Genomic DNA, 21,682 nt, shown 5'->3' with positions numbered 1-21,682 from the left:
CTGGCAATGGTTTGCTGCATTGCTGTCTCAACGTTTGTGCAGATAAAACCTGCCAAAATAAACCTGTCCCTTTTTGACAGGTTAGATGGTGAATTCGGCGAAGTTGCGGTCGCCGTCTGCGGTGCCGGTGTCGCCTGTTACGGCTGCCGGCACCAGCGTGTCGTCGCCGACGCTTTGCAGCAACTCAGCCACGTTTGCATCGGGATTCTGGCATAGGATATCGAGCAGCTCGATAAAGTCACGGATGACCTCACGCGGCGTCAGATGCGTGTCTGCTCCCACACGACCGAACTCGATCTTGAGGAAGTCTACCAAGTCGTTCTCGGTAAGCGTGGGCGTCCAGCCAAAGTAGCCAGCATGGATCTGCATGAGTTTTTCGATCAGCACCAGCAACTCCTCGTAGGTGAGTGGCTGCAGGCGGATGATGGGCGCGAGCATGTCCTTAAGATCCTCGCGTGCAAAGCGGCCTTGAGCGAGTCGGCTGCGCAGGGCCTCGTAGGAGAACACGCCACGGCGGCGGTCTTCGATGGAGGTTGGCGTGCCGCCCATGATCATGCCCAAGTACTGCGCCTTGCCCTGGAGCGTGTCGTTGTACATGGTCAGGATCTTCTCGTAGTTGTATTGGCGTGTGATGGCGTTGGGAATCTTATACAGATTCACGAGCTCGTCGATGAGCACCAGCATGCCCTTGTAGCCGCTGCAGACCAAAAAGCGCGCAATGAGTTTGACGTAGTCGTACCAGTCATCGTCGCTGATGATGGTTGAGGACCCCAGCTCGGCGCGAGCCTCGCTCTTGGTGCGGTATTCGCCGCGGATCCATTTGGTCACGCGGCTCATAGCTTCTTCGTCGCCCTCGGATACGGCCGCGCGGTAGCGGCGGAGCATGCGGGTGAAGTCAAAGCCGTGGACCATTTCCTCGAGCGGCGCCAGTTGGGCATTGACGGCAGGCTCGTCGGCATCGGCACACGAGGCGACCCAGCGATCCAGGATAAGGTTGAGCGCACCGCCCTCGGGGCGCGTCTTGGTCGATATATTGCGGATGAGCTCGCGGTAGGTGGCAAGGCCCTGTCCCTGACCGCCCTGCAGGCGGCGCTCGGGCGACAGGTCGGCATCAGCGACGACGAATCCCTCGCCCATGGCGTGCGTGCGGATGGTCTGGAGCAAAAAGCTCTTGCCGGCGCCGTAACGACCGACCAGAAAGCGGAAGCTCGCGCCACCGTCGGCGATGAGACTCAGATCGGTGAGCAGGGCGCGGATCTCGACCTCGCGCCCTACGGTGATGTAAGGAAGGCCGATGCGCGGGACCACGCCGCCCTTGAGCGAGTTGAGAATGACGGCAGCGACGCGCTTGGGCACGCGGGGTGCTGCGGATGCGGTATCACTCATGGTCTAGGTATCCTCTCACGTCTGCTTCGTAGTCCTCGATAATCTGCGGCCCTGTCGCGCCGAATTCGATAACGGTGTCTCCCACCAGGTCAAAGAGCGCCTCGTTGATGGTATCGACAAGCATGTCCTCACTCTGCCCCGAGTGCGCCACTGCCGATGTCACTTGCGCTACGTTTTGCTCGAGCAGTGCGCGAAGGAAGGCATCTGCGGCGGGCGCGAGTTTGTTCGCAGCTTCGATGGGCGCGGACGTTACGGGTGCGGGCGCAGACACGAGGAGCGGTGCCACGACGCCAAACTCTTCGGTGGAGACGGTCGGCTCGTCGGGTTCGTCTTGCCGTATGGTCATCTCGCCAGGTTCGGCAGTCATGTCGGGCGCAGACTCGGTGTTCGGTTGCTCGATAAGCGTCGCCTCGACTTCCACAGGCGCGCCGTCCTCGCGTTCCTCGTCAATCAAAAGCGCCTCGCGCGTTTGTGCGGCGGCGCTCCGAATATGCCCCAGCTGACTCAGATCGATATCGATCTTGACGGGCTGGTGTGCGGCGTCCCACGAAAGCCATGCCACAATCTCGTCATCGATAATCTTGGCCAGATATTTGGGGACCTTTTCTTCCTTAAGGGGATGGGCAGGGTCCAGCGCCAGGCGCAGGCGTTGGTCGCAGGCGCGCATCATTTCACCGAGCTTGCTGCTCTTTTGCCTACTACCGTGGATACGCATGCATTCCCAAAAGCCGTTTTGGCAACGGTAGATATGGATGGGGTCCAGACGGTATTCGCAGTCCTCGTGGCGCTCGGGCGCAAAGAATACGGCCGAGGCAAACATGGTGTAGGGCATGGCCGTCTCCTCCCCAAATAAACTTGCCACGATGCCGGTCTTTCGGTGCGTGTCATAGTAGCGCACCATGCGGACATACACGGCGCACGCCACGTGGCGCAGATCACGGTGGTGGCTGCGGTCGAGCCGCGAGCTACTTAGGTTGTACGTGGAGAGGGCGTTGATGGCGGCCATGAGTCGCTCCTCGCGCACCTCATCGGGCGGAAGGGGGAGCGTGGGCTCGGAGGTTTTGCGACGCTTAGGGGTCTGGCCGGACGGTGCCGGTACAAGGTCTCGTGCCGCGCGCCGCAGTTCGATAAGGGCGTTATCGAACATGACGGTTTTAGAGTCGCGAAGCAGCTTGGGGTCGAGCCCGTGGAACACGGCGTAATCTTGCAGCCACACGCGCGCAAACCGGTCGATGCCGGGCTCGAAGGCGCGATAGACATCCCAAAAAGCCTTGATCTTGTTAAAACCATCGAGTGGATTATCTACGCCAATGCCGCAGATCAGCTCATAGAGATACAGAAAGGCAAAGGACGTAGACGTTTCCTCGACGGTTCCGCGGCGCACTTGGGCACGCCAGGTAAAGTAGCCGCGCAGTTGCCGGTCGCTCATGGCGTTGTAGGTGGGAAAGTACGACTTAAAGGTGCCGTTGTAGGGACAGTCGTCCTCAAAGCCGGCCATCAGCAGGCCCTGGCGGTAAAAAAGCTCGGCTTCCGAAAGCCAGCGGCCCGCACCGCCCTTGGGGTCATCCTGCCAGCGCGATATCTCGCGCATTTTACGGTACTGGTCGGGGAGGAAATTCTGCATCTGTCGGCCGGTTTTGAGAATCGGCTCGTCTGCGTAGGTTTCGTTTGAGAAGCGGGCGGACTGATGGGTCCGGGCCTCGGCCATAATGCGCTCGATGAGCATCTTGATGTCCTGGTCGGCCACCGCTCCTCCTCTCGAACGCAGCTACGGTGACCTCATATCATAGCACAGCATCAAACAGATGTTCGAGATACCGCTGCGTTGATAGATTTAGAACAGGAGGGCGTATATGACGGCGATGACGACGGAGGGAAGCATATTGGCCGTGCGGAAGGTCTGAGGACGGATGAGGTTGACGCCGACGCAGAAGATGAGCATGGAGCCTACGAGCGAAAGGCTGTTGAGGGCTGCTGTGGTCATGATGGGGGAGAGCGCGCCGGCAAACAACGTGATCGTCCCCTGGAACACGGCGACGGGCAGGGCGGAGAAGATGCAGCCGCGGCCAAGCGAGGCCGTCATGGTGCAGACGATGATGCAGTCCAGTGCGCCCTTGAGGGCAAGCGTTGACCAGTCGCCGAGCAGGCCGTCCTGGATCGATCCCACAATGGCCATGGCGCCGATGCACACGGTGAGTGAAGTCGAGACAAAAGCGTTGGTGAACTCGTTATCGCCCTCACTGCCAGTCTTGCGCTTGAGCCATTCGCCAAGGTTCTCGATGGAGGCCTCCAAGTTGATGGCCTCGCCGATGAGCGAACCGAGCGCAAATGAGACGATGAGCATGGTGGTACCGGTGGTCGCTAGCGCCTTTCCATCGATGATGAGCATCTTTTGCATGGTGCCGCCCAGGCCGATAAACAGGACGCACAGCCCCGATGCTTTCACGAGCGTGTCTTGGATGCGCGGTGTAATGAAGCGGCCGCCCGCTAATCCCAAAAGACCGCCCGCAACTAAAAGCGCAACGTTGATGATTGTTCCCAAGCCCGGCATGAGCCCTCCTGTATTGATGCCAACGTGGCAATCGTAGCAGAACGAAATGCGAGGCACATCGCGACTCATCTAATACGTTATATAAGTGGTATTAGGAATGATGCGCAGCATTTAAGCCTCAGGTGGTTGTCGGGACATAGGGGTAGTAGTCAAAGCGCAGTGTCATAAGCCGCTGCGGGGATTCAATAGCCGCGGCGATGATATTGGCATCGCGGGCACGATCAAACCCTTCGAGTTCGATCTGATACGAGACGTCTTGCATAATGTCCAGACGTCGCCAGGCTAGAAGTGTGTCGCCATCGAATTCCAAGGTCTTGCCTCCGTCTGGGGCAACGGCGTATAGACGCAGTTTAGCGGTGGTTGCAGGGTCGACAACCGTGACCTTTTTAATTTCGTTTCGAGTATTCTTGGCGCCCAACAAGGTGAGCAGTGTTGGGGCCACGACCTCGCCCGATGGCAAAAAGACGACTTCGATGGATTCGGGAAATGCGATGATGGCCGACTTGCGGACGGGCTGATTGGCGGCGGCAACTTCGATGTTTGCAGCATCGATGACCTCTGTGTGGTCGAGGGCGGCAAGCACGCAGCAGTTACCTTCATCGATCTCCTGAGGATCAGCAAGCCCCAGACTGTCCGCGAGCTCGGGATCGTTTGGACCGGTAGCGGGCTCATTCGGTGCTTCGAAAGAAGCTGGGACGCTGTTTGTCGGCGACGGCGTGTCGCCCGCACCTGCTTCTTTGTCCGTGCTCTCTTCTTGTATGGTTGCGTTGATGGGTTCGTCGTTTGAGGGGAGCGTCTTGGCGTCAAGCGCGGAGGGGACAATCCCGACGGCTCCGGATCCGTTCCACTCCATCTCGAGAAGCGCCGGGTCGGCAAGAATGCGTTGCCTGCCTAGCGTGTGGGTATCGATCGCAATAGGGCCTGCCTCCGTCCCGCGCGTAAGGCTGAGCGATCCGGCCGGCTTCTCGAAATGAATGTCTGTGTCTTCGGTGCTGGCGGCGTAGAACAGCAGGGATGCTTCTCCCGCCGCGATGGCATCGGTGCCCGCCTTGGTCAGCCGCAGCGATGCCGTGAATGAGAGGGTGGGCTGCACATCGTCTGCATTCGCGGCGGCGCAGCCCAGACATATACCGCCTCCTTTCTCGAAAAACGCACCGTCGAAGGCGACCTTCGCTCCGTTCGCCGAGTCATCGACCGAAGCGATATCGATGCGCAACCCCAAATCGCACGGATCGCCATCTGCATCGAGCACAATCGAGCGCCACGTGCAGACGGCGCACCCCGCCTGGGAGCCGTTTGCCTTGTTCGAACGATTGATATCCACGACTATCGAGCCGTCCGTATTACGACGAAGGCATCCCGAGGTTGAGATTGCGGCCTGTGCGAACGAAAAACGCTTGCACGCAATGGCGCTCGACGGATTTGGTGCGGAGCTTAGGGCTGCTGGTAAGGAGTCTGCCATGACGGGAGTCGCCCAAGCGGCGACAGGCGTTCCGGTTGCGAGCGCGCCGCAGAGTGCGACGACGGGCAAAAGGTTCTTCGATGCCATGGGGTCTCCTTAGCTAATTTAGTGCGGCCTGTCCGTGTTTCGTTTCTGGCTGCGTTTGATGTGCAGACCGAGGCCGGCGGTTCCCGCGCCTGCTGCCGTGGCGCCTGCTGCCAAGAGCCATCGTCTGTCGTCTGTCTGTGCCAACGGTTCCTTGCAGTTGCCGCGGTCGAGCTCCGAGAGGTCGACCGTCACCTGCGTGGCGGCCTGCGCCTGTTCTTGCTGGGCAAAGGCCATGGCTGGCCCAAACGCTAGGATACTGACGGCGGTGGCCAGGGCGACGGCCTTATGCCGTGTGCGCACCGGGCTCGACCGTCCAGGTGATCGTTGCAACTTGATCGCCTTCGCCGGTTACGCGGAAGATGTCGCGCGTGACGCGGGCGACGTTTCCGCTTGTCTTGAGCTTAATTTTGTCCGTGCCGCCGGCAATGCCCTGGTAGCCCATGTCGAAGGCTGCATTCTTGGAAAGATCGAGGCCCGTCTCCTGCATTGCGGCGCTGGCGTTCTGGAGTGCGCCGTCGGGGCCGACCTTAAAGTCGATGGAATTCTGCGCGGTTCCGGCCTTGGCGTCGGCGGCAATGGTCCAGGTGTTCATGGCGTCGATCTTCATGTTGGTGACATGGATGCCGTAGGCCGAATGATTGTCGATGGTGGTCGCGTCTTCTGAGGGGCCCTGAAGCGTGCCGTCGGCCTTGGCGACGAAGGGAATAACCGTCGGAACTTTGAACTCTACGTTGTCGATCTCGGTCCTGACCATTACTTTCGTGGTTCCAACGCGCCCGGCTGCCAGAGCTGGCGTCGGGGCGGCGCCCATTGCGAGCGCGAGCGCGAGCCCTGCGCCCACGACGAGCGCTCTGGCTCCGTTCATGTTCCTGGTGATGTCCATGGTCGTTCCTTTCTATTCGCCGCGGGCCGTCCCCGCGATGATTGGACGAATGCTGGTGAATTGCGTGCGGTGCCGCGTCGGCCGAAAAAGCTAGTTCTCGGCTTGCTCAACCCGTACCTTGACACGTGTCGGATTGCCGTGGCTGTCGAGGGTCTTGGCATCGAGTGCCTGGATCTCGATGTATGCCTCGCCTTCTTTGATGTCGCCGGCGGGGCACGTCTCGATTGTCTTGCCGGTCTCGACCACACCGGATTCGTACATGGTCTCGTCGTTTTGGATGACGCGGAATCGCTGGGGAAATTTATTGTCTTGGACGTTTTGCACGTTGACGCGCAGCTTGCCGTCCTCCTGTAGCTGAGCGACCGGCGCGACCGAAATCGTCATCATGTTGTCGCGGACGATGGCATCGAGCTCATCTTGGATTTCTTGTCGCGATTTACCCTCTGCCGTCGTGACTGAGGCGCCCGCTTCGGGCACGGGCTGCGACTGCCAGGCGTATAGCCCTACGGCGATGAGGGCGCAGACGATAGTCAGACAGACAACGACGAGTTTCTTGCGACGCCCCAGTCCTGCGAGGCGGGGCGGCTTCTTCGCACTCATGCGGCGTCCTTGGTGGTGTAGACACGTGCGAACGTGGACGGGTCCGCTCCAAAGAGCATGTGAAGCATCAGGCGGCGCGAGTAGATGAGCTCGTCAAAGTCGTGAGGGAGCTCGATGTCGTGGATACGCGCGATGTGGTGGGCGAGCGCCGAGAACGACTCGGGGTCGCAGATAACATCGGTGGTGACGTGGTAGACCGCCGTATCGGGGAACGCCTCTTCGTCGAAAGGCAGGAGATAGGGATCGTCGTCGACCTCGATGGCGACGCCGTACTGGGGCCAGTAATATGCCATGGGAACCTCCCTGCTTCTGGGGCCAAAACTTCTATCGGTTTTGGCTGTCGACGCCGACCGTATCAGCCGCTACTTGACCAATTTCTGACCAAATGCTTGACGGATCGACATCTCCGCAGGTAAAAGGTGGAAAAAATTACTTCAACTTTTTTCGAGCGACAATCGAGCGGTCGGCGACGGCGGGGCGATATGTGTCAAAAGCATCGTCTGCCGAGGAAGCCTTGCCGTTCGCCGAATTGCACAAACGTAAAAATCGCCAATTATGGAGACGGTCTCGAACACGTCGACGAAACGATGCGGTAACATCTCCCTGCAAACACTGTAGTTAGCTAAAGGGGGAGTTCGCGTGTCTGCAACCATTAAACCCTTCACCGATGAGTTCGAAGAGTATGGCCGCGATGAATCTCGTGCATCGGGCGAAGCATCGAGCATCTCGTTTCCGACAACGGAAGACGAGGTCCGTGCCATTTTGGAAACGCTCCATGCCGAGCGTGTCCCGGTAACGGTTCAGGGCGCCCGAACCGGCCTTGCCGCCGGTGCCGTGCCCCACGGTGGGCATATCCTCAATACTTCCCGTATGAATCGCTACTTGGGCCTTCGCCGCGATGAACAAGGCCAATTTCTGCTGCGCGTGGAGCCGGGCGTTGTGCTCTCGGAGCTGCGTAAGCAGCTGAGCAAGAAGGTACTGCCGACCGCTGGTTGGGACCAGGCATCGCTTGAGGCCTACGAGGAGTTCCAAGAGTCCCCCGAGCAGTTCTTTCCCACCGATCCCACTGAGGCATCTGCCTGTCTGGGCGGCATGGCGGCATGCAACGCCTCCGGCGCCCGCAGCTACGCTTACGGCCCCATGCGCCCGCATATCACGGGACTCCACGTCGCGCTGGCTGATGGCGATTTGCTTGAGCTTCAGCGCGGCGAGGCTTTTGCCCAGGGCCGCCACCTGTCGCTCGTGACGGCAGAGGGTCATACATTCGAGCTTGTTCTTCCTGACTACACCATGCCCAAGACCAAAAATGCCTCGGGGTATTTTGTTGCGGACGATATGGACGCCATCGATCTTTTTATCGGTGCGTGCGGCACGCTCGGCGTCATTACCGAGCTCGAGATCGCCCTGCAGGCGGCACCTTCGGTCGTATGGGGTGTGAGTTGCTTTTTCGATAGCGAAGACAAGGCCGTGTCCTTTACCGATTCCGTGCGTCCCGTGCTGTCCCATGCCGCCGCTATTGAGTATTTCGATGCTGGCGCCCTGGATATCCTGCGTCGCCAGCGCGAGCAGTCGACAGCGTTTGCCTCGCTGCCGGCGCTCGACGACGAGGCAAAGGTCTGTGTCTACGTGGAGCTCGACTGCGATGACGAGGCGCAGGCGACCGAGGAGCTGTACCACCTGGGATGGGTGCTGGAGTTTGCGGGCGGCCGCGACGATGCGACATGGGTCGCCCGCACCGAAGTCGATCGCGAGTGCCAGCGGTTCTTCCGCCACGCGGTGCCCGAGAGCGTCAACATGCTCATTGACGAGCGTCGCCGCACCGACCCCACCATTACCAAGCTGGGATCGGATATGTCGGTGCCCAATGCACGCCTTGCCGATGTCGTGGCCCTCTATCGCCGCACGCTGGCCGAAAGCGGGCTTGAGTCTGCTGCCTGGGGACACATCGGGAACAACCATCTGCATGTGAACATCCTGCCGCGCGATGCGCAAGACTACCGTCGTGGTGGAGAGCTCTTTGCCCAGTGGGCTTCCGAGGTCACGGCCATGGGCGGTGCCGTTTCTGCCGAACACGGCGTCGGCAAGATCAAGGCGGGCTTCTTGGAGACGATGTACGGCCACGAGGCCATGGTCGAGTCGGCGCGCCTCAAACTCCAGCTCGATCCTGCCGGCCAGCTGGGTCGCGGCAACCTGTTTACGGAGAAGCTCTTGGATGAACTCGTCCAGAAAGGGGGCGCGTGAAGATGAGTGATTTCCATATGGTGGTGTGCGTCAAGGCGGTGCCCGGAAGCACCGAGGTCAAGATGGACCCCAAGACCAATACTATCGTGCGTGATGGCAAGCAGGCGGTCATTAATCCCTTCGATGCAAGTGCCCTCGAATGTGCGCTAGCGCTGAAGGACGACTTTATCGGCTTTGGCATGGACGTGCGTGTGACGGTGGTGTCGATGGGCATCCCCGCGACCGAATCGCTGCTGCGCGACTGCATCGCCCGCGGTGCCGACGACGCGCTGCTGCTGACCGATCGCGCCTTTGCGGGTGCCGATACCCTAGCCACCACCTATGCCCTCAAATGCGGCATCGAGGCACTCGATGAGGACTTTGACCTGCTCATCTGCGGCAAGATGGCAGTGGACGGCGATACGGCCCAGATCGGCCCCGAGCTGGCCGGCGCCTTTGGGGTCCCCTGCGTGACCGACGTGAGCTGTGTGCAGAGCGCGGGATTTACGACGTGTGGCTCGCTGGCGCTCGTTCACGGCTGCGATGCCGGCGAGGAGACGGTGTACCTGGAGATGCCGTGTGCGATGACGACTGCCAAGGAGATTGGCCAGCTGCGCATGCCGAGTATTGCCGGTATTCGCGCGGCCGAGGATGCAGGCGTGCGCGTGGCCAGCGCTGCCGACGTAAACGCCGACCCCTCGCGTTGCGGCCTTGCCGGATCACCGACGCAGGTCGTGCGCTCGTTTGTGCCCGACCGTGACCAAACGTGCGAGGCCGTCGAGGGAACGGCGTCCGAGCAGGCGGTAAAACTCGCCAAGATTATCGAGGAGATGGCATAGATGAGCGGACTGATGATCGATAGCGAAGCCTGCATTGGCTGCGGTCGCTGCGTTCGCACCTGCGCCTCGGGCGGTATTGTGGTGGAGGGCGAGCGCCCCAATCGCTGTGCCCGCGTAACCGACGGCTGCATCCTGTGCGGCGGGTGCATCGACGCCTGCCCCGTCAACGCCATCTCGATCGAGCGCGATGAGGCCACCGGTGCGGTAGACCTTGACGCATATCGAGACATTTGGGTCTTCGTGCAAACTGACGAGCACGATGCCGTGGCATCCGTGGCCTTCGAGCTCATGGGCAAGGGCCGCGAGCTTGCCGATGCACGCGGCTGTCGCCTAGTGGCGCTGGTCGGCATGGGCCCCGAGGGTTCGCTCGGGGCCCTGGAACATCTGGTTTGCGCCGGTGCGGATGAAGTTCTGGTCTGTCGTGACGAGCGCCTGCGTCAGAACGACGCGGAGGTCTATGCTCGCCTCATCTGCGATTTGGTAGCCGAGCGCAAGCCCGAAGCCATTCTGTACGGCGCGACCGCCTTTGGCCGCGAGCTGGCGCCTGGCGTTGCCGTGCGCCTGCAGACGGGCCTTACGGCCGACTGCACCGTGCTTTCGATGGATACGGAAACGGGCCTGCTGCAGCAGACGCGCCCGGCGTTTGGCGGCAACTTGATGGCCACCATCATTTGCCCCAACCACCGTCCTCAGATGGCAACGGTGCGCCCCGGCATCTTTAAGGCGCCTGACTTCGACTATAGCCGCTCCGGAACGATTACACAGGTATTCCTTGCGGAAGACGCCAAGGCTCGTGTCGAGATTTCGATTCCCGCCGAGGAATGGGGCCAGCAGGCTTCGATTGCCGATGCCAAGCGTCTAGTTGTTGTAGGTCGCGGTATTGGCTCCAAGAAAAACCTGCCCTTGATGCGAAAGCTCGCCGAGGCCCTGGGTGCCGAGCTCGGCTGCACGCGACCCGTCGTGGAGGCGGGCTGGCTCGAGTATCGCCACCAGATTGGCCAGACGGGCGTGTCGGTCTCACCCAAGCTCCTCGTGAGCATTGGCGTCTCGGGTGCCATCCAGCATCTTGCCGGCATCGGTGGGGCGGAGTGCATTGTCGCCATCAATGAGGACCCGGATGCCCCCATCTTTGCCGCCGCCCAGTACAAGGTCGTCGGCGACGCCGTCGAGGTCGTTGAGGAGCTGCTGGCCCAACTTGGGCACTAGGCGCTTGCCAGCCAGCTGCGCAGCTCGTCCTTAAGGCGACTCCAGGTCGCTTGCGTGGCGGGATCGGTAAAGGGGCGCGTAATGCCAAAGGGCGCGTCGAGCAGGCGGTAGATATCGCCCTGCTTGCGCGCCAGCGCGCGGCTTGCCGGATAGACGAGCTCAAACATAAAGCAGATAAGCCCCACCAAGTAGTCGGCCGGCTCATCGCGCTCGTCGCGTGCAACGCAGCGGCGTTCGTCAAAGGCGGTGAGCGCCGGTGTCGAGAACCGGCTGGCAAGAAACGCGTTCTCATCCATTTTGAGGATGGTATCGACGGTGCTGTCGGCGATGGTGCGCATAATGTCGATCTTGTCGCCATCGCGCACGATATCGCAGAAGCGCCGCGTGCGGGTGTCGAGTTCCGCGGGCAGGCGAAAATCGCTGTGGTGGGCGATGCTTGCACGGATGAGCTCGTCTTCTACCGGATCGTCGATAAAGTCGCGGATACTTGTTGTCGCGGGCGCGTCTGCAGGGTTTTCGCCAAAGAGAACCTCGACGCCCAACGCCGCATGGCTCATGCTCTCGGCATCCTTAAACGTGTCCCAGCGTCGCAGCTGTTCAAAGCGACCCATATCGTGCAGCAGGCCGCAAAGCCACGCTAGGTCAATGTCCTGAGGTGACCAGCCCTGTTCGCGTGCCACGGCATCGCATGCCTCGGCAACGTGGTACGTATGCTCGATTTTAAGCGCGATACGCGGATTGACGGCATCGTAGGCATCGGTGTAGGCCTTGAAGGCCGCGGCAGCCCGCGTTCGATCGATAGCTGTCATAATGACTTCCTAAAAAGTTGTGTCTTTCTGTGTCTTTCGATCCGGGGGGCAATTGTAGGTGAACTCGGTTGCCATCGGGCGATGATTCTGCCGCGTCGTTGAATGTGGCTCGGAAATCTTGTCGGGACGAGGAACACTATGGTGCTCAAAATCGTTAAAACCGTCTGGCCGGTGATGCTTACCTATGTTGCGATAGGCGCGCCGTGCGGAATGATTATGGCGCAGACGGGGATGGAACCCTGGATGGTTTTTGCCTTGAGCAGCACGTTCGTGACGGGCAGCGGGCAGTTTATGATCTGCAATCTGTGGCTGGCAGGTGTGCCTGCAGCATCGATCGTTGCGAGCGTCGCCGCAATCTCCTCGCGCTTTGCGCTTTACTCGGCATCAATCGCACCGCATTTGAGGGGTGCCTCGAAGCGCCAGACGCTGGCTGTTGCCGCGACACTTACCGAGGAGGCATACGGCATCTCGCTTGCCAAGTTGGTTAAAGGGGAGGATTGGGGCCCGCTCGAGTCCTTTGTGCTCAACGCGATCCTCATTGCAACATGGGGCGTTTCGTGTACGACGGGCGCCATCGTCGGCGCCGTTGTCGATGTTCCCACCGCTATTGCGGGCTTTGTCTGCACCTCGCTTTTTATCTGCCTACTCTTTTCGCAGCGATTGTCGCGAGGCAATATCGTTGCTGCCGTTTTGGCCGCGGTGTCCGTCGCCATATGCAAGTTCTTGGGGTGGACGAATATCGCCGTGCCGGCAAGCGTGCTCGTCGGCGTTGTCGCGGCGCTTGCGTGCGATGCTCTCGCCGAAGGAAGGGGTGATCGCGATGCCCGTTAATGAGTTTTTGGTCCTGTGGCTGTCGTCGTGGGCAGCCATCGCGTTTTTCCGCATTGCCCCGGCGTTTGCCTTGCGCGGGAGAACACTGTCGCCCCGCGTTACCGAGGCCTTGGGCTATATTCCGCCCGCCGCCTTCGCGGCACTGGTCGCCAACGATTTGATAAGCCCTGGCGCTTTTGACGCCGGCTTGTGGCAGGGCTTGATGCCCTGGATTGCGGCTGCCGGTGTCGCGGCGGTGGCAATCAAGACAAAGTCGATGCTATGGTGCTGTGTCTCGGGCATCGTGCTCTATATCGTTTTGAGCCTCGTATAAGAGCAGGACGCGTTATCATCCCGGCCAACGAATCGAATTTCTCACCGAGCTGGTCTGCCTCTTCTGGTACCATGGTCAAACTTTACTGTAGCAAAGCGTGACGTGGGCATCCTGTTCTTTACGGCCGGCCCCGCCGTCACCATGATCATCCTGGGCGTCTCGGGCCTTGCTAACATCCCGCTGGGCACTATCGTCGGCCCCATCACCTTTGCGTTCGAGCGCCTGTGCGGTGGTAACGGCAAGGCTGCCGTGGCTTGTTCCACCATCGCCGGCACGGCTATGACCACGCCGGTTGCCCTTGCCGAGGTCGCGCCGCGCTACGCCGAGCTTGCACCCACTGCGTACGCTCAGATCGCCACCGCCGTTATCATCACGGCGATCAAGGCTCCGATTCTGACCGGCTGGGTCGACAAGAAGTTCTGCCGGGGCAAGGAAGACCTGTCGGTTGCGGGTGTTGAGGCTATCGAGGAGGCCGTCGCAACCGATATAGACGGAGAGTAACGACCGTTACCGATACATGATTCCGGCGTGCAATTCGCGCCGTCCGAGCGCCCGATCGGAAGCTGTCTTGCAGCAACGTTCGGGCGCTCTGCTATTATTCCCTTTACCCCCGTGGAGTAAGGGGTGTTTATTGCCCAGATCCTAATTGGCGATTCTGACCACTTGGATATTGAAGGGATGGCGTCTAGTGGTTAAGGCACTCAAGATCGAGATATTCCTGCTATGCATGATTGTTCTTATCGGGCTTGCCGCGCGAAGTCGCCACTCCTTGTTCTCGAGTACCCAGCAGTTATTGTTTAGTACGCTCGGCTACACCTCTGCCGCGTACATGTTATTCGATATAATCTGGACGCTTTCGGACGGTGTGGGCGGCACGCTGGGCATTGCTGCCAACTGGATTTCCAACGCGGTTTCGTTTTCGCTCTTTGCCGCCGCGTGCCTTATTTGGTTTATCTATTCCGAGACGGTGCAGGGTTCTCGCCTTTTGACCGCGCGTTATAGGGTGGCGCTCGTAACGTTGCCTGCGGCGCTGGTGGTCGTACTGGCGTTTACTAGCTACTGGACGCATGCCCTGTTCTATATCGATGCGCAGGGCGCGTATCGTCGCGGTTTTGTCTATATGATCCAGCCCATCGTCAGCTACTGCTACGTTATATATACGTCCCTGCATGCGTTTATACAATCTTGCAAGGTCGAGAGCCTACAAAAGAAGGCCATCTATCAAACCTTGGCATTTTTCGCCATTCCGGCCTTGGTGGCCGGTGTCTTTCAGGTCTTTTATTCGGGTCCCTGCCTTAGTGTCGGCATCATGTTAAGTATGTTGCAGCTTTACATTGTTTGTCAGGAGCAGCTGATCTCGACCGACCCGTTGACCGGTCTCAACAATCGCAACCGCTTTGAGACCTATATGCTGTCGCTCTTTTCAAATGTGGATCAGGCCGAAGATGTATATCTGCTTATGATGGATGCCGACGGCTTTAAGCAGATTAACGACCGGTATGGACATGTTGAGGGCGACCATGCTCTTCAGGTCATCTCCGCTGCGCTCAAAGAAGTCTGTTCGGCGTCTGGTGGCTTTATCGCACGCTATGGCGGCGATGAGTTTGTAGTGCTCCAAAAGGCGACTACGGAGCAGGACATCATATGTCTGTGTGCGGCAATCAACGACGAGCTCGTGCGCGCCGAGGTGCCGTATCTGTTGCGGATGTCCATCGGCTATGCGCGGGTTGGTGATGGTGTCGATACCTGGCAAGACTTGCTTCGCGCTGCCGATGCGGAACTCTACCGCGTAAAGAACGAGAAGAAGAAAGCCGGCGCTTAGATACGCTAGAAAAAAGCGACCACGCGAACGTCCGCTGCAAGTGCGGCATACGCAAGGGTCTGGTTTGTTAGGCCTTTTTAGGTTTGTTGACAATGATGATGCCGCCGCAGACCAACAGCAGGGCAACGATGACGGTAACGGGGCTCGTGCCAGCGCCCTCGCCGAGCAGCAGCGCGCTCAGCAGCACACCAAAGACGGGGTTCATAAATCCAAAGACCGAGACGCGGCTGACGGGGTTGACGGCAAGCAGGCGCGACCACAGCGAGTAGGCGACCGCGGAGATAAGCGCCATGTAGATGATGAGCACGATGGCGGGGGCAATCGCCGTGGGCGAGAGCGCACCGCCCATCAAAAAGCCGATGGCGGTGAGGACCAGGCCGCCGACCAAGAACTGCCACCCGGCAAGCAGAACGCCGTCATGCTCGCGCGAGAAGATGCCAATGAGGCAGGTTGACAGGGCGCCCGCAACAGTGGAGGCCAAGATAAGGCCCTCGCCGTCGAGCGTAAAGCCAAAGGTGCCGTCCGCGCCCGAAAGGTTGACGAGCGCGACACCGGCAAAGCCCAGTACGCAGCCGAGCACCTTGGCCGCATCGAGCTTTTCGGTGCGAAACGCCAGGGCGGCAAAGAGGATAGCTAGGAAGTTTGCGCTGGCCTCGATGATGGAGCTCGACATAGCGCTTGCACGGGAGAGACCAAGGTAGAAAAAGAAGTACTGCCCGATCGTCTGGAAAAGCGACAAGACAAAGATGGGTTTGATATCGCGTGCCTGTGGGACGAGCGGACGGCGCTGGGCCACGCTCATGCCAACAATGACCAGCATGCCGGCAAGGGTGAAGCGCAGACCCGCGAAGAGCAGCTGCGAGGCACTATCGTGTGCGGGGATGCCAAAGAGCTCGTAACCGATCTTGATGCAGGGGAAAGCCGATCCCCAGAGCGCGCAGCAAACGAGACAGCCCAGGATGAGTCCGGGCAGGGTGGCGAGATACGGCTTGCGGCTTTCCATGATGTCCTTCCTACATGCGCGAAGCAAAAAAGAACCCGCCACCGGATGTGTCGGTGGCGGGTGTTGTTACCCGAGGGGATTGTACCCGATGGGAAAGGTTTAGGCGAAGTAGGCTACGCCGCTCTCAAAGATCGGCATGAACTTGTCGCCGGGGACATGCTCGGGCACGTTGCGGTACAGGTTGTCGCCGCGGCGCTCGGCATGGCCCATCTTGCCCAGGACGCGGCCGTCGGGGCTCGTGATGCCCTCGATGGCAAGTGCGGAGCCGTTGGGGTTGACGGAAAGGTCCATGCTGGGCTTGCCGTCCTCGCCCACGTACTGCGTGGCGACCTGGCCGTTGGCGATTAGCTGGGCGAGCACCTCGTCGTTGGCGACAAAGCGGCCCTCGCCGTGGCTGATGGCGACGGTGTAGGGGTCGTCGAGGTTGCACTGCGACAGCCACGGGGACAGATTGGACGAGATGCGAGTGCGCACCAGACGGCTCTGGTGACGACCGATGGTGTTAAAAGTCAGCGTGGGCGCATCGGGCGTGGCGTCGACGATGTCGCCGTAGGGCACCAGACCGAGCTTGATCAGGGCCTGGAAGCCGTTGCAGATGCCAAGCATCAGGCCGTCGCGGGCCTTGAGCAGGTCGCGGACTGCCTCGGTGACCTCGGGAGCGCGGAAGAACGCCGTGATGAACTTGGCGGAGCCGTCGGGCTCGTCGCCGCCCGAGAAGCCGCCGGGGATCATGACGATCTGGCTCTCGCGGATGCGGCGGGCAAGCTCGTGGGTGCTCTCGGCGACGGCCTCGGGCGTGAGATTGTTGATCACGAAGGTGTCGGCCTCGGCGCCGGCTGCGCGGAAGGCACGGGCGCTATCGTACTCGCAGTTGTTGCCGGGGAACACGGGGATGATCACGCGCGGGCGGGCGATCTTGGCGCCGCCGTACACGTGGATGTCCTTGGCGCGGAAGTCGATGGTCTCGACCTCGGGGGTCTCGCCGGCGCTGCGGTAGGCGAAGACGCCCTCGATGCCGCTCTCCCAGGCCTCCTGGAGCTCGGAGAGCTCGATGACCTCGGAGCCGGTGTCGATGACATAGCCCTCGACGGTGGTACCCAGAGGCTCGACGACAACGCCGTCGGCGACCTCGGGCAGCTCGGCGTCCTCGGCGAGCTCGACGATAAAACTGCCGTAGAGCGGGGTGAAGAGGCTCTCCACGTCCACGTCCTCGGCAAGCTCGATGCCGATCTGGTTGCCGACGCACATCTTAAAGAGGCTCTCGGCGCCGCAGCCGTAGCCGGGCGTAGAGACGGCCAGGGCGTCACCGGTGGCGGTGAGCGCCTCGACGGCGTCAAACGCGGCGAGCAGCTGCTGGGCGTCGGGGCGGTAGTCCTCGCCATAGGTGGCGGGGGCGATGCGCACGACGCGGTGCGTCAGGCCCTTGAACTCGGGGGAGACGGCGCGGGCGGCGCGGCCCACGGCCACGGCGAAGCTGATCAGGGTCGGCGGAACGTTGAGCTCGCCGGCCTCGTCCTCAAACGAGCCGCTCATGGAGTCCTTGCCGCCGATGGCGCCGGCACCCAGGTCTACCTGGGCCATAAGGGCGCCCAGGACGGCTGCCATGGGCTTGCCCCAACGCTCGGCCTCGGTGCGCAGGCGCTCGAAGTACTCCTGGAAGGAGAGGTAGGCGCGCTTGTGCTCAAAGCCGGCGGCCACGAGCTTGGCGATGGATTCGACCACGGACAGGTAGGCGCCCGCAAACTGGTCGGCCTCCATCAGGTAGGGGTTGAAGCCCCATGCCATAGCGCTTGCCGTGGTGGTCTCGCCGTCCACGGGGAACTTGGCGACCATAGCCGAGCTGGGGGTGAGTTGCGTCTTGCCGCCAAAGGGCATGAGCACGGTCGCGGCGCCGATGGTGGAGTCGAAGCGCTCGGAAAGGCCCTTGTTGGAGGCGACGTTGAGGTCGGTGACCAGCGAGGTCATGCGCTCGGCAAGCGTGGCGCCGGCCCAGCTGGGCTGCCACACGCTGCGGGCGCAGACGTGGGCGACCTGGTGCTTGGGCGCACCGTTGGAGTTGAGGAACTCGCGGGATAGATCGACGATGGCGACGCCGTTCCATGCCATGCGCATGCGCGGCTCGGCGGTAACCTCGGCGATAACGGTTGCCTCCAGGTTCTCCTCGGCGGCGTAGCCCATGAACTCCTCGACGTCACTGTCGGCGACGGCGCAGGCCATACGCTCCTGGGACTCGGAGATAGCGAGTTCGGTGCCGTCAAGACCGTCGTACTTCTTGGTCACGGTGTCCAGGTCCACGTACAGGCCGTCGGCAAGCTCGCCCACGGCGACCGAGACGCCGCCAGCGCCAAAGTCGTTGCAGCGCTTGATCAGACGACAGGCGTCGCCGCGGCGGAACAGACGCTGCAGCTTGCGCTCGACCGGGGCGTTGCCCTTCTGGACCTCGGCGCCCGAGGTCTCGATGGACTCGGTGTTCTGGGTCTTGGAGGAGCCGGTGGCACCACCGATGCCGTCACGGCCGGTGCGGCCGCCCAGCAGGATGATCTTGTCGGTGGGGGCGGGGCACTCGCGGCGCACGTGGTTTGCCGGGGTAGCGCCCACGACGGCGCCGACCTCCATGCGCTTGGCCACGTAGCCGGGGTGATAGAGCTCGTTGACCTGGCCGGTGGCAAGGCCGATCTGGTTGCCGTAGCTGGAGTAGCCGGCGGCAGCGGTGGTTACGAGCTTGCGCTGCGGCAGCTTGCCCTCGAGCGTCTCGGAAACCGGGACGGTGGGGTCGCCGGCGCCGGTGACACGCATGGCCTGGTACACGTAGCTGCGGCCCGAGAGCGGGTCGCGGATGGCGCCGCCCACGCAGGTGGCGGCACCGCCAAAGGGCTCGATCTCGGTTGGGTGGTTGTGGGTCTCGTTTTTAAACAGGAACAGCCAGTCCTGGTCCTCGCCGTCGACATCGACCTTCACCTTGACGGTGCAGGCGTTGATCTCCTCGGACGTGTCGACATCGGTCATGACGCCGGTCTTCTTAAGGTACTTGGCGCCGATGGTGCCCATGTCCATGAGGCAGACGGGCTTGGCGTCGCGACCGAGTTCGTGGCGCATCTCCATGTAGCGGTCGAAGGCCTGCTGCACCACGGCGTCGTCGATCGTCACGTCGTCCAGGACGGTGCCGAAGGTGGTGTGGCGGCAGTGGTCGGACCAGTACGTGTCGATCACGCGGATCTCGGTGATGGTGGGGTCGCGATCCTCATCGCGGAAGTACTGCTGGCAGAAAGCGATGTCCGCCTCGTCCATGGCAAGACCGCGTTCGGAAATAAAGGCGGCAAGGCCTGCCTCGTCAAGCTCGCGGAAGCCGTCGAGCACCTCGACGGGTTGGGGCTCGGGGGTCTCCACATGTAGCGTCTCGGGCAGGTCGAGCGAGGAGATGCGCGCCTCGACGGGGTTCACCACGTAGTGCTTGATGGCCTCGATGGCGGCTTCGTCCAGGGCGCCCGAGATCATATAGACCTTGGCGGAGCGCACGGCGGGGCGCTCGCCCTGGCTGATGAGCTGCACGCACTCGCTGGCGGAGTCGGCGCGCTGGTCAAACTGGCCAGGCAGGAATTCGACGGCAAAGACGGCGCCATCGCTTGCGGGGAGCTCGTCGTAGGTCACATCGACCTGGGGCTCGCTAAAGACGGTCGGCACGCAGGAGCGGAAAAGCTCCTCGTCGATGCCCTCGACGTCGTAGCGGTTGATGATCCTCAGGGCCTCGATGCCCTTGATGCCGAGAATCTCGGTCAGCTCGCCCTTGAGCTGCTGAGCCTCGACGTCGAACCCGGGTTTCTTCTCCACGTAGATACGAGAGACCATTGGTTCCTGCCTTCCTGATCGGTTGGGCGTACGGTACGGTATGCGGCAGCGGTCGGTTTGCGGGGCGGGCCTCGCGGTCGCCTTGAGCCACATGTTTGTAAACCTCACTATGATACGACAGCTCGCGGCGCGTTGAGGACGGCGAGGGTGCTACAGTGAAGTGCAAACAAGAGAAAGGCATCACATGGCATTCGTTTCGCTCGCCATCATTGCACTCGTGGCCTTTGCAAGCCCCTTCATCGCCTCGGCGATTCCCGGAAAACCCGTTCCCGAGACGGTCTTTTTGCTCGTGTTCGGCGCGGTGTTGGGACCTCATATGCTCGGCATTATCCATGTAGATGCCGAGGTCTCGCTGGTGTCCGAGCTCGGCCTGGCCTTTTTGTTCCTGCTTGCCGGCTTTGAGATCGATCCCAAGAACATCACGGGCATCGAGGGGCGTTACGGCATGGCGACGTGGGTCGTCACGTTTGGCATCGCCTGGCTTGCCGTGCGCTTTACCCCGTGGTTTTCGGTCAGTCATTTTGATGGCATCGCCGTGACGCTGGCGTTGACCTCGACGGCGCTTGGGGCGCTCATGCCCATCTTGCGTGAGCGGTCGCTTGCGGGTACGCGCGTGGGAGATTCCATCCTTGCCTACGGTACGTGGGGCGAGCTTGGCCCCGTGCTCGCCATGTCGGTGCTGCTGTCTGCCCGTACGGGTATCGAGACGCTGCTGATCTTGGGACTGTTCGCCGCGGTGTGCGTGCTGCTTGCCGTGGTCCCCAGCCGCTCCAAGCGTATCGGTAGCCGCTTCTTTGCGTTTATTCAGGAGCGTGCCGACACGACCTCTCAGACGTTCGTGCGTCTCACGGTGCTCATCCTGGTCACGCTCGTGGCATTTTCCGCCATCTTTAGCCTCGATATCGTGCTGGGAGCTTTTGCCGCGGGCTTTGTCCTGCGCTATATCATTCCCGAGGGCAACCATACGCTCGAGCTTAAACTCGATGGCCTTGCCTATGGCTTTTTGATTCCGGTGTTCTTTACTGTTTCGGGCGCCAAGATCGACCTGACAGCCGTGGCGTCGCGCCCTGGCCTGCTCGTGGGCTTTATCGTGGCGTTGCTGGTTATCCGCGCCGTGCCCATTGTCGTCTCCATGAGCATCTGCCCTAAGACGCGCGATGTTTCTGCCCACGGCCGCATTACCGTAGCGCTCTACTGCACCACGGCGCTGCCGATTATCGTCGCCGTGACGAGCGTCGCTGTCAACGCCGGCGCATTATCGCAGGGCGTCGCTTCGGTTATGGTGGCAGCCGGCGCCATCACGGTGTTCCTGATGCCACTGCTCGCGCAGCTCTTCTACCGCGTGGTCGATGCCGCGCCGGTCGCCGCCGTGGCGGAGGTTGCCGAGCATCCTGCCGAGGCACTCGATATCCTGCGTGCCCATCACGATTTGGCGAGTCTGCTCGCACGAGAGCACGAGCTGCTGACCTCGCATGGCCATGGTCGCTCGCTCGACGGTATGCCCACGATTGATTCCATTGCTGACCGCCTTTCGGCCGAAGCGGCGAGCGAACGCATCGATGCCCGTATTGTCGATGCCGCCCATTTGCTGGCCGAGAAAACCTATGGCGATGAGATCGACCCGTCCAAGCTGACTGCGCGCGAGCGTCGCCGCCTAGAGCGCGCCAAGCTCGCCGTTCATGAGTACCGCCGTCGCATGCTGGAGCTTTATGCGCATGAAGAAGCCGACGAGGACGACGGCAAATAGCCGACGCTGGTGCGGAGGTGACATTCCCGTTTGAGGACGGACGCGAAACGGGACGCAGTTTCCCTTCAAACAGAAGA

General features: G+C 61.2%; 19 protein-coding genes. 8 read left to right on the top strand and 11 right to left on the bottom strand.

The features are described from left to right. Positions 1 to 81: 81 nt before the first annotated feature. The 8 genes from DWZ52_RS02475 to DWZ52_RS02440 form a co-directional block, all read right to left on the bottom strand. A complete protein-coding gene (locus tag DWZ52_RS02475; RefSeq protein WP_118384836.1) occupies positions 82 to 1,386 on the bottom strand; it encodes an ATP-binding protein in 1,305 nt (434 codons plus the stop codon). After that, positions 1,379 to 3,133: a TerB N-terminal domain-containing protein gene (locus DWZ52_RS02470; protein ID WP_233547244.1), complete on the bottom strand. Its 1,755-nt coding sequence runs from the start codon at positions 3,131 to 3,133 to the stop codon at positions 1,379 to 1,381. The genes DWZ52_RS02475 and DWZ52_RS02470 overlap by 8 nt, the downstream gene beginning before the upstream one ends. An 87-nt stretch (positions 3,134 to 3,220) precedes the next feature. Beyond that, entirely contained in the window at positions 3,221 to 3,937 is a 717-nt protein-coding gene (locus DWZ52_RS02465) for a DUF554 domain-containing protein (protein WP_199579084.1), read from the bottom strand. Between the two features lie 118 nt (positions 3,938 to 4,055). Continuing rightward, positions 4,056 to 5,486, bottom strand: a complete 1,431-nt coding sequence (locus tag DWZ52_RS02460) for a hypothetical protein (RefSeq protein WP_117563506.1) — start codon at positions 5,484 to 5,486, stop codon at positions 4,056 to 4,058. 18 nt (positions 5,487 to 5,504) lie between these two features. Continuing rightward, entirely contained in the window at positions 5,505 to 5,786 is a 282-nt protein-coding gene (locus tag DWZ52_RS02455; protein WP_118384834.1) for a hypothetical protein, read from the bottom strand. Then, positions 5,770 to 6,369 carry a hypothetical protein gene (locus DWZ52_RS02450; protein ID WP_089573324.1) on the bottom strand — a complete coding sequence of 200 codons (600 nt, stop codon included), beginning with the start codon at positions 6,367 to 6,369 and terminating at the stop codon, positions 5,770 to 5,772. Before DWZ52_RS02450 ends, DWZ52_RS02455 begins: the two co-directional genes overlap by 17 nt. A gap of 90 nt (positions 6,370 to 6,459) precedes the next feature. Beyond that, on the bottom strand, positions 6,460 to 6,969 hold the full coding sequence (locus DWZ52_RS02445; protein WP_118384833.1) for a hypothetical protein: 510 nt from the start codon (positions 6,967 to 6,969) through the stop codon (positions 6,460 to 6,462). Further along, on the bottom strand, positions 6,966 to 7,262 hold the full coding sequence (locus tag DWZ52_RS02440) for a hypothetical protein (protein WP_089573322.1): 297 nt from the start codon (positions 7,260 to 7,262) through the stop codon (positions 6,966 to 6,968). The genes DWZ52_RS02445 and DWZ52_RS02440 overlap by 4 nt, the downstream gene beginning before the upstream one ends. 346 nt (positions 7,263 to 7,608) lie before the next feature. Between DWZ52_RS02440 and DWZ52_RS02435 the strand changes: the two genes are divergently transcribed. Genes DWZ52_RS02435 through DWZ52_RS02425 form a run of 3 tightly spaced genes read left to right on the top strand, consistent with a single transcriptional unit; the run spans position 7,609 to position 11,234 of the window. Continuing rightward, positions 7,609 to 9,210 (top strand): FAD-binding oxidoreductase, encoded by a 1,602-nt coding sequence (locus tag DWZ52_RS02435; protein ID WP_118384832.1) that lies wholly within the window; start codon positions 7,609 to 7,611, stop codon positions 9,208 to 9,210. A 2-nt stretch (positions 9,211 to 9,212) separates the two neighbouring features. Further along, positions 9,213 to 10,028 carry an electron transfer flavoprotein subunit beta/FixA family protein gene (locus DWZ52_RS02430; protein ID WP_118384863.1) on the top strand — a complete coding sequence of 272 codons (816 nt, stop codon included), beginning with the start codon at positions 9,213 to 9,215 and terminating at the stop codon, positions 10,026 to 10,028. Next, positions 10,029 to 11,234, top strand: a complete 1,206-nt coding sequence (locus DWZ52_RS02425) for an electron transfer flavoprotein subunit alpha (protein WP_118384831.1) — start codon at positions 10,029 to 10,031, stop codon at positions 11,232 to 11,234. It begins immediately after the preceding gene. On the opposite strand, the gene DWZ52_RS02420 is transcribed toward DWZ52_RS02425, so the two are convergent. Next, entirely contained in the window at positions 11,231 to 12,043 is an 813-nt protein-coding gene (locus DWZ52_RS02420; RefSeq protein WP_118384830.1) for an HD domain-containing protein, read from the bottom strand. The genes DWZ52_RS02425 and DWZ52_RS02420 overlap by 4 nt on opposite strands. Positions 12,044 to 12,145: 102 nt before the next feature. Here DWZ52_RS02420 and DWZ52_RS02415 point away from each other — a divergent pair, with 102 nt between their 5' ends. The 4 genes from DWZ52_RS02415 (at position 12,146) to DWZ52_RS02400 (ending at position 15,009) form a co-directional block, all read left to right on the top strand. Then, the gene (locus DWZ52_RS02415; RefSeq protein ID WP_118384829.1) at positions 12,146 to 12,874 is read left to right on the top strand and encodes an AzlC family ABC transporter permease; all 729 of its coding nucleotides are present in this window, start codon (positions 12,146 to 12,148) and stop codon (positions 12,872 to 12,874) included. Continuing rightward, positions 12,864 to 13,187 (top strand): AzlD domain-containing protein, encoded by a 324-nt coding sequence (locus DWZ52_RS02410; RefSeq protein WP_118384828.1) that lies wholly within the window; start codon positions 12,864 to 12,866, stop codon positions 13,185 to 13,187. The genes DWZ52_RS02415 and DWZ52_RS02410 overlap by 11 nt, the downstream gene beginning before the upstream one ends. A 102-nt stretch (positions 13,188 to 13,289) precedes the next feature. Further along, complete coding sequence (locus DWZ52_RS02405) at positions 13,290 to 13,688, top strand: 2-keto-3-deoxygluconate permease (protein ID WP_233547243.1); 399 nt, start codon at positions 13,290 to 13,292, stop codon at positions 13,686 to 13,688. A gap of 187 nt (positions 13,689 to 13,875) precedes the next feature. Then, positions 13,876 to 15,009, top strand: coding sequence for a GGDEF domain-containing protein (locus tag DWZ52_RS02400; RefSeq protein ID WP_118384827.1), 1,134 nt, complete (start codon positions 13,876 to 13,878; stop codon positions 15,007 to 15,009). Positions 15,010 to 15,076: 67 nt separating this feature from the next. On the opposite strand, the gene DWZ52_RS02395 is transcribed toward DWZ52_RS02400, so the two are convergent. Then, on the bottom strand, positions 15,077 to 16,012 hold the full coding sequence (locus DWZ52_RS02395) for a DMT family transporter (protein ID WP_118384826.1): 936 nt from the start codon (positions 16,010 to 16,012) through the stop codon (positions 15,077 to 15,079). 99 nt (positions 16,013 to 16,111) lie between these two features. Further along, on the bottom strand, positions 16,112 to 19,858 hold the full coding sequence (locus DWZ52_RS02390; RefSeq protein ID WP_118384825.1) for a phosphoribosylformylglycinamidine synthase: 3,747 nt from the start codon (positions 19,856 to 19,858) through the stop codon (positions 16,112 to 16,114). A 184-nt stretch (positions 19,859 to 20,042) separates the two neighbouring features. Between DWZ52_RS02390 and DWZ52_RS02385 the strand changes: the two genes are divergently transcribed. After that, complete coding sequence (locus DWZ52_RS02385; protein ID WP_118384824.1) at positions 20,043 to 21,605, top strand: cation:proton antiporter; 1,563 nt, start codon at positions 20,043 to 20,045, stop codon at positions 21,603 to 21,605. Positions 21,606 to 21,682 lie beyond the last annotated feature (77 nt).

Source organism: Collinsella sp. AF33-16 (assembly GCF_003475325.1).
In the GTDB taxonomy this organism is placed as follows: Bacteria; Actinomycetota; Coriobacteriia; order Coriobacteriales; family Coriobacteriaceae; genus Collinsella.
Note: the sequence above shows the minus strand (reverse complement) of the source record. Positions and strands in the feature narration are given on the sequence as shown.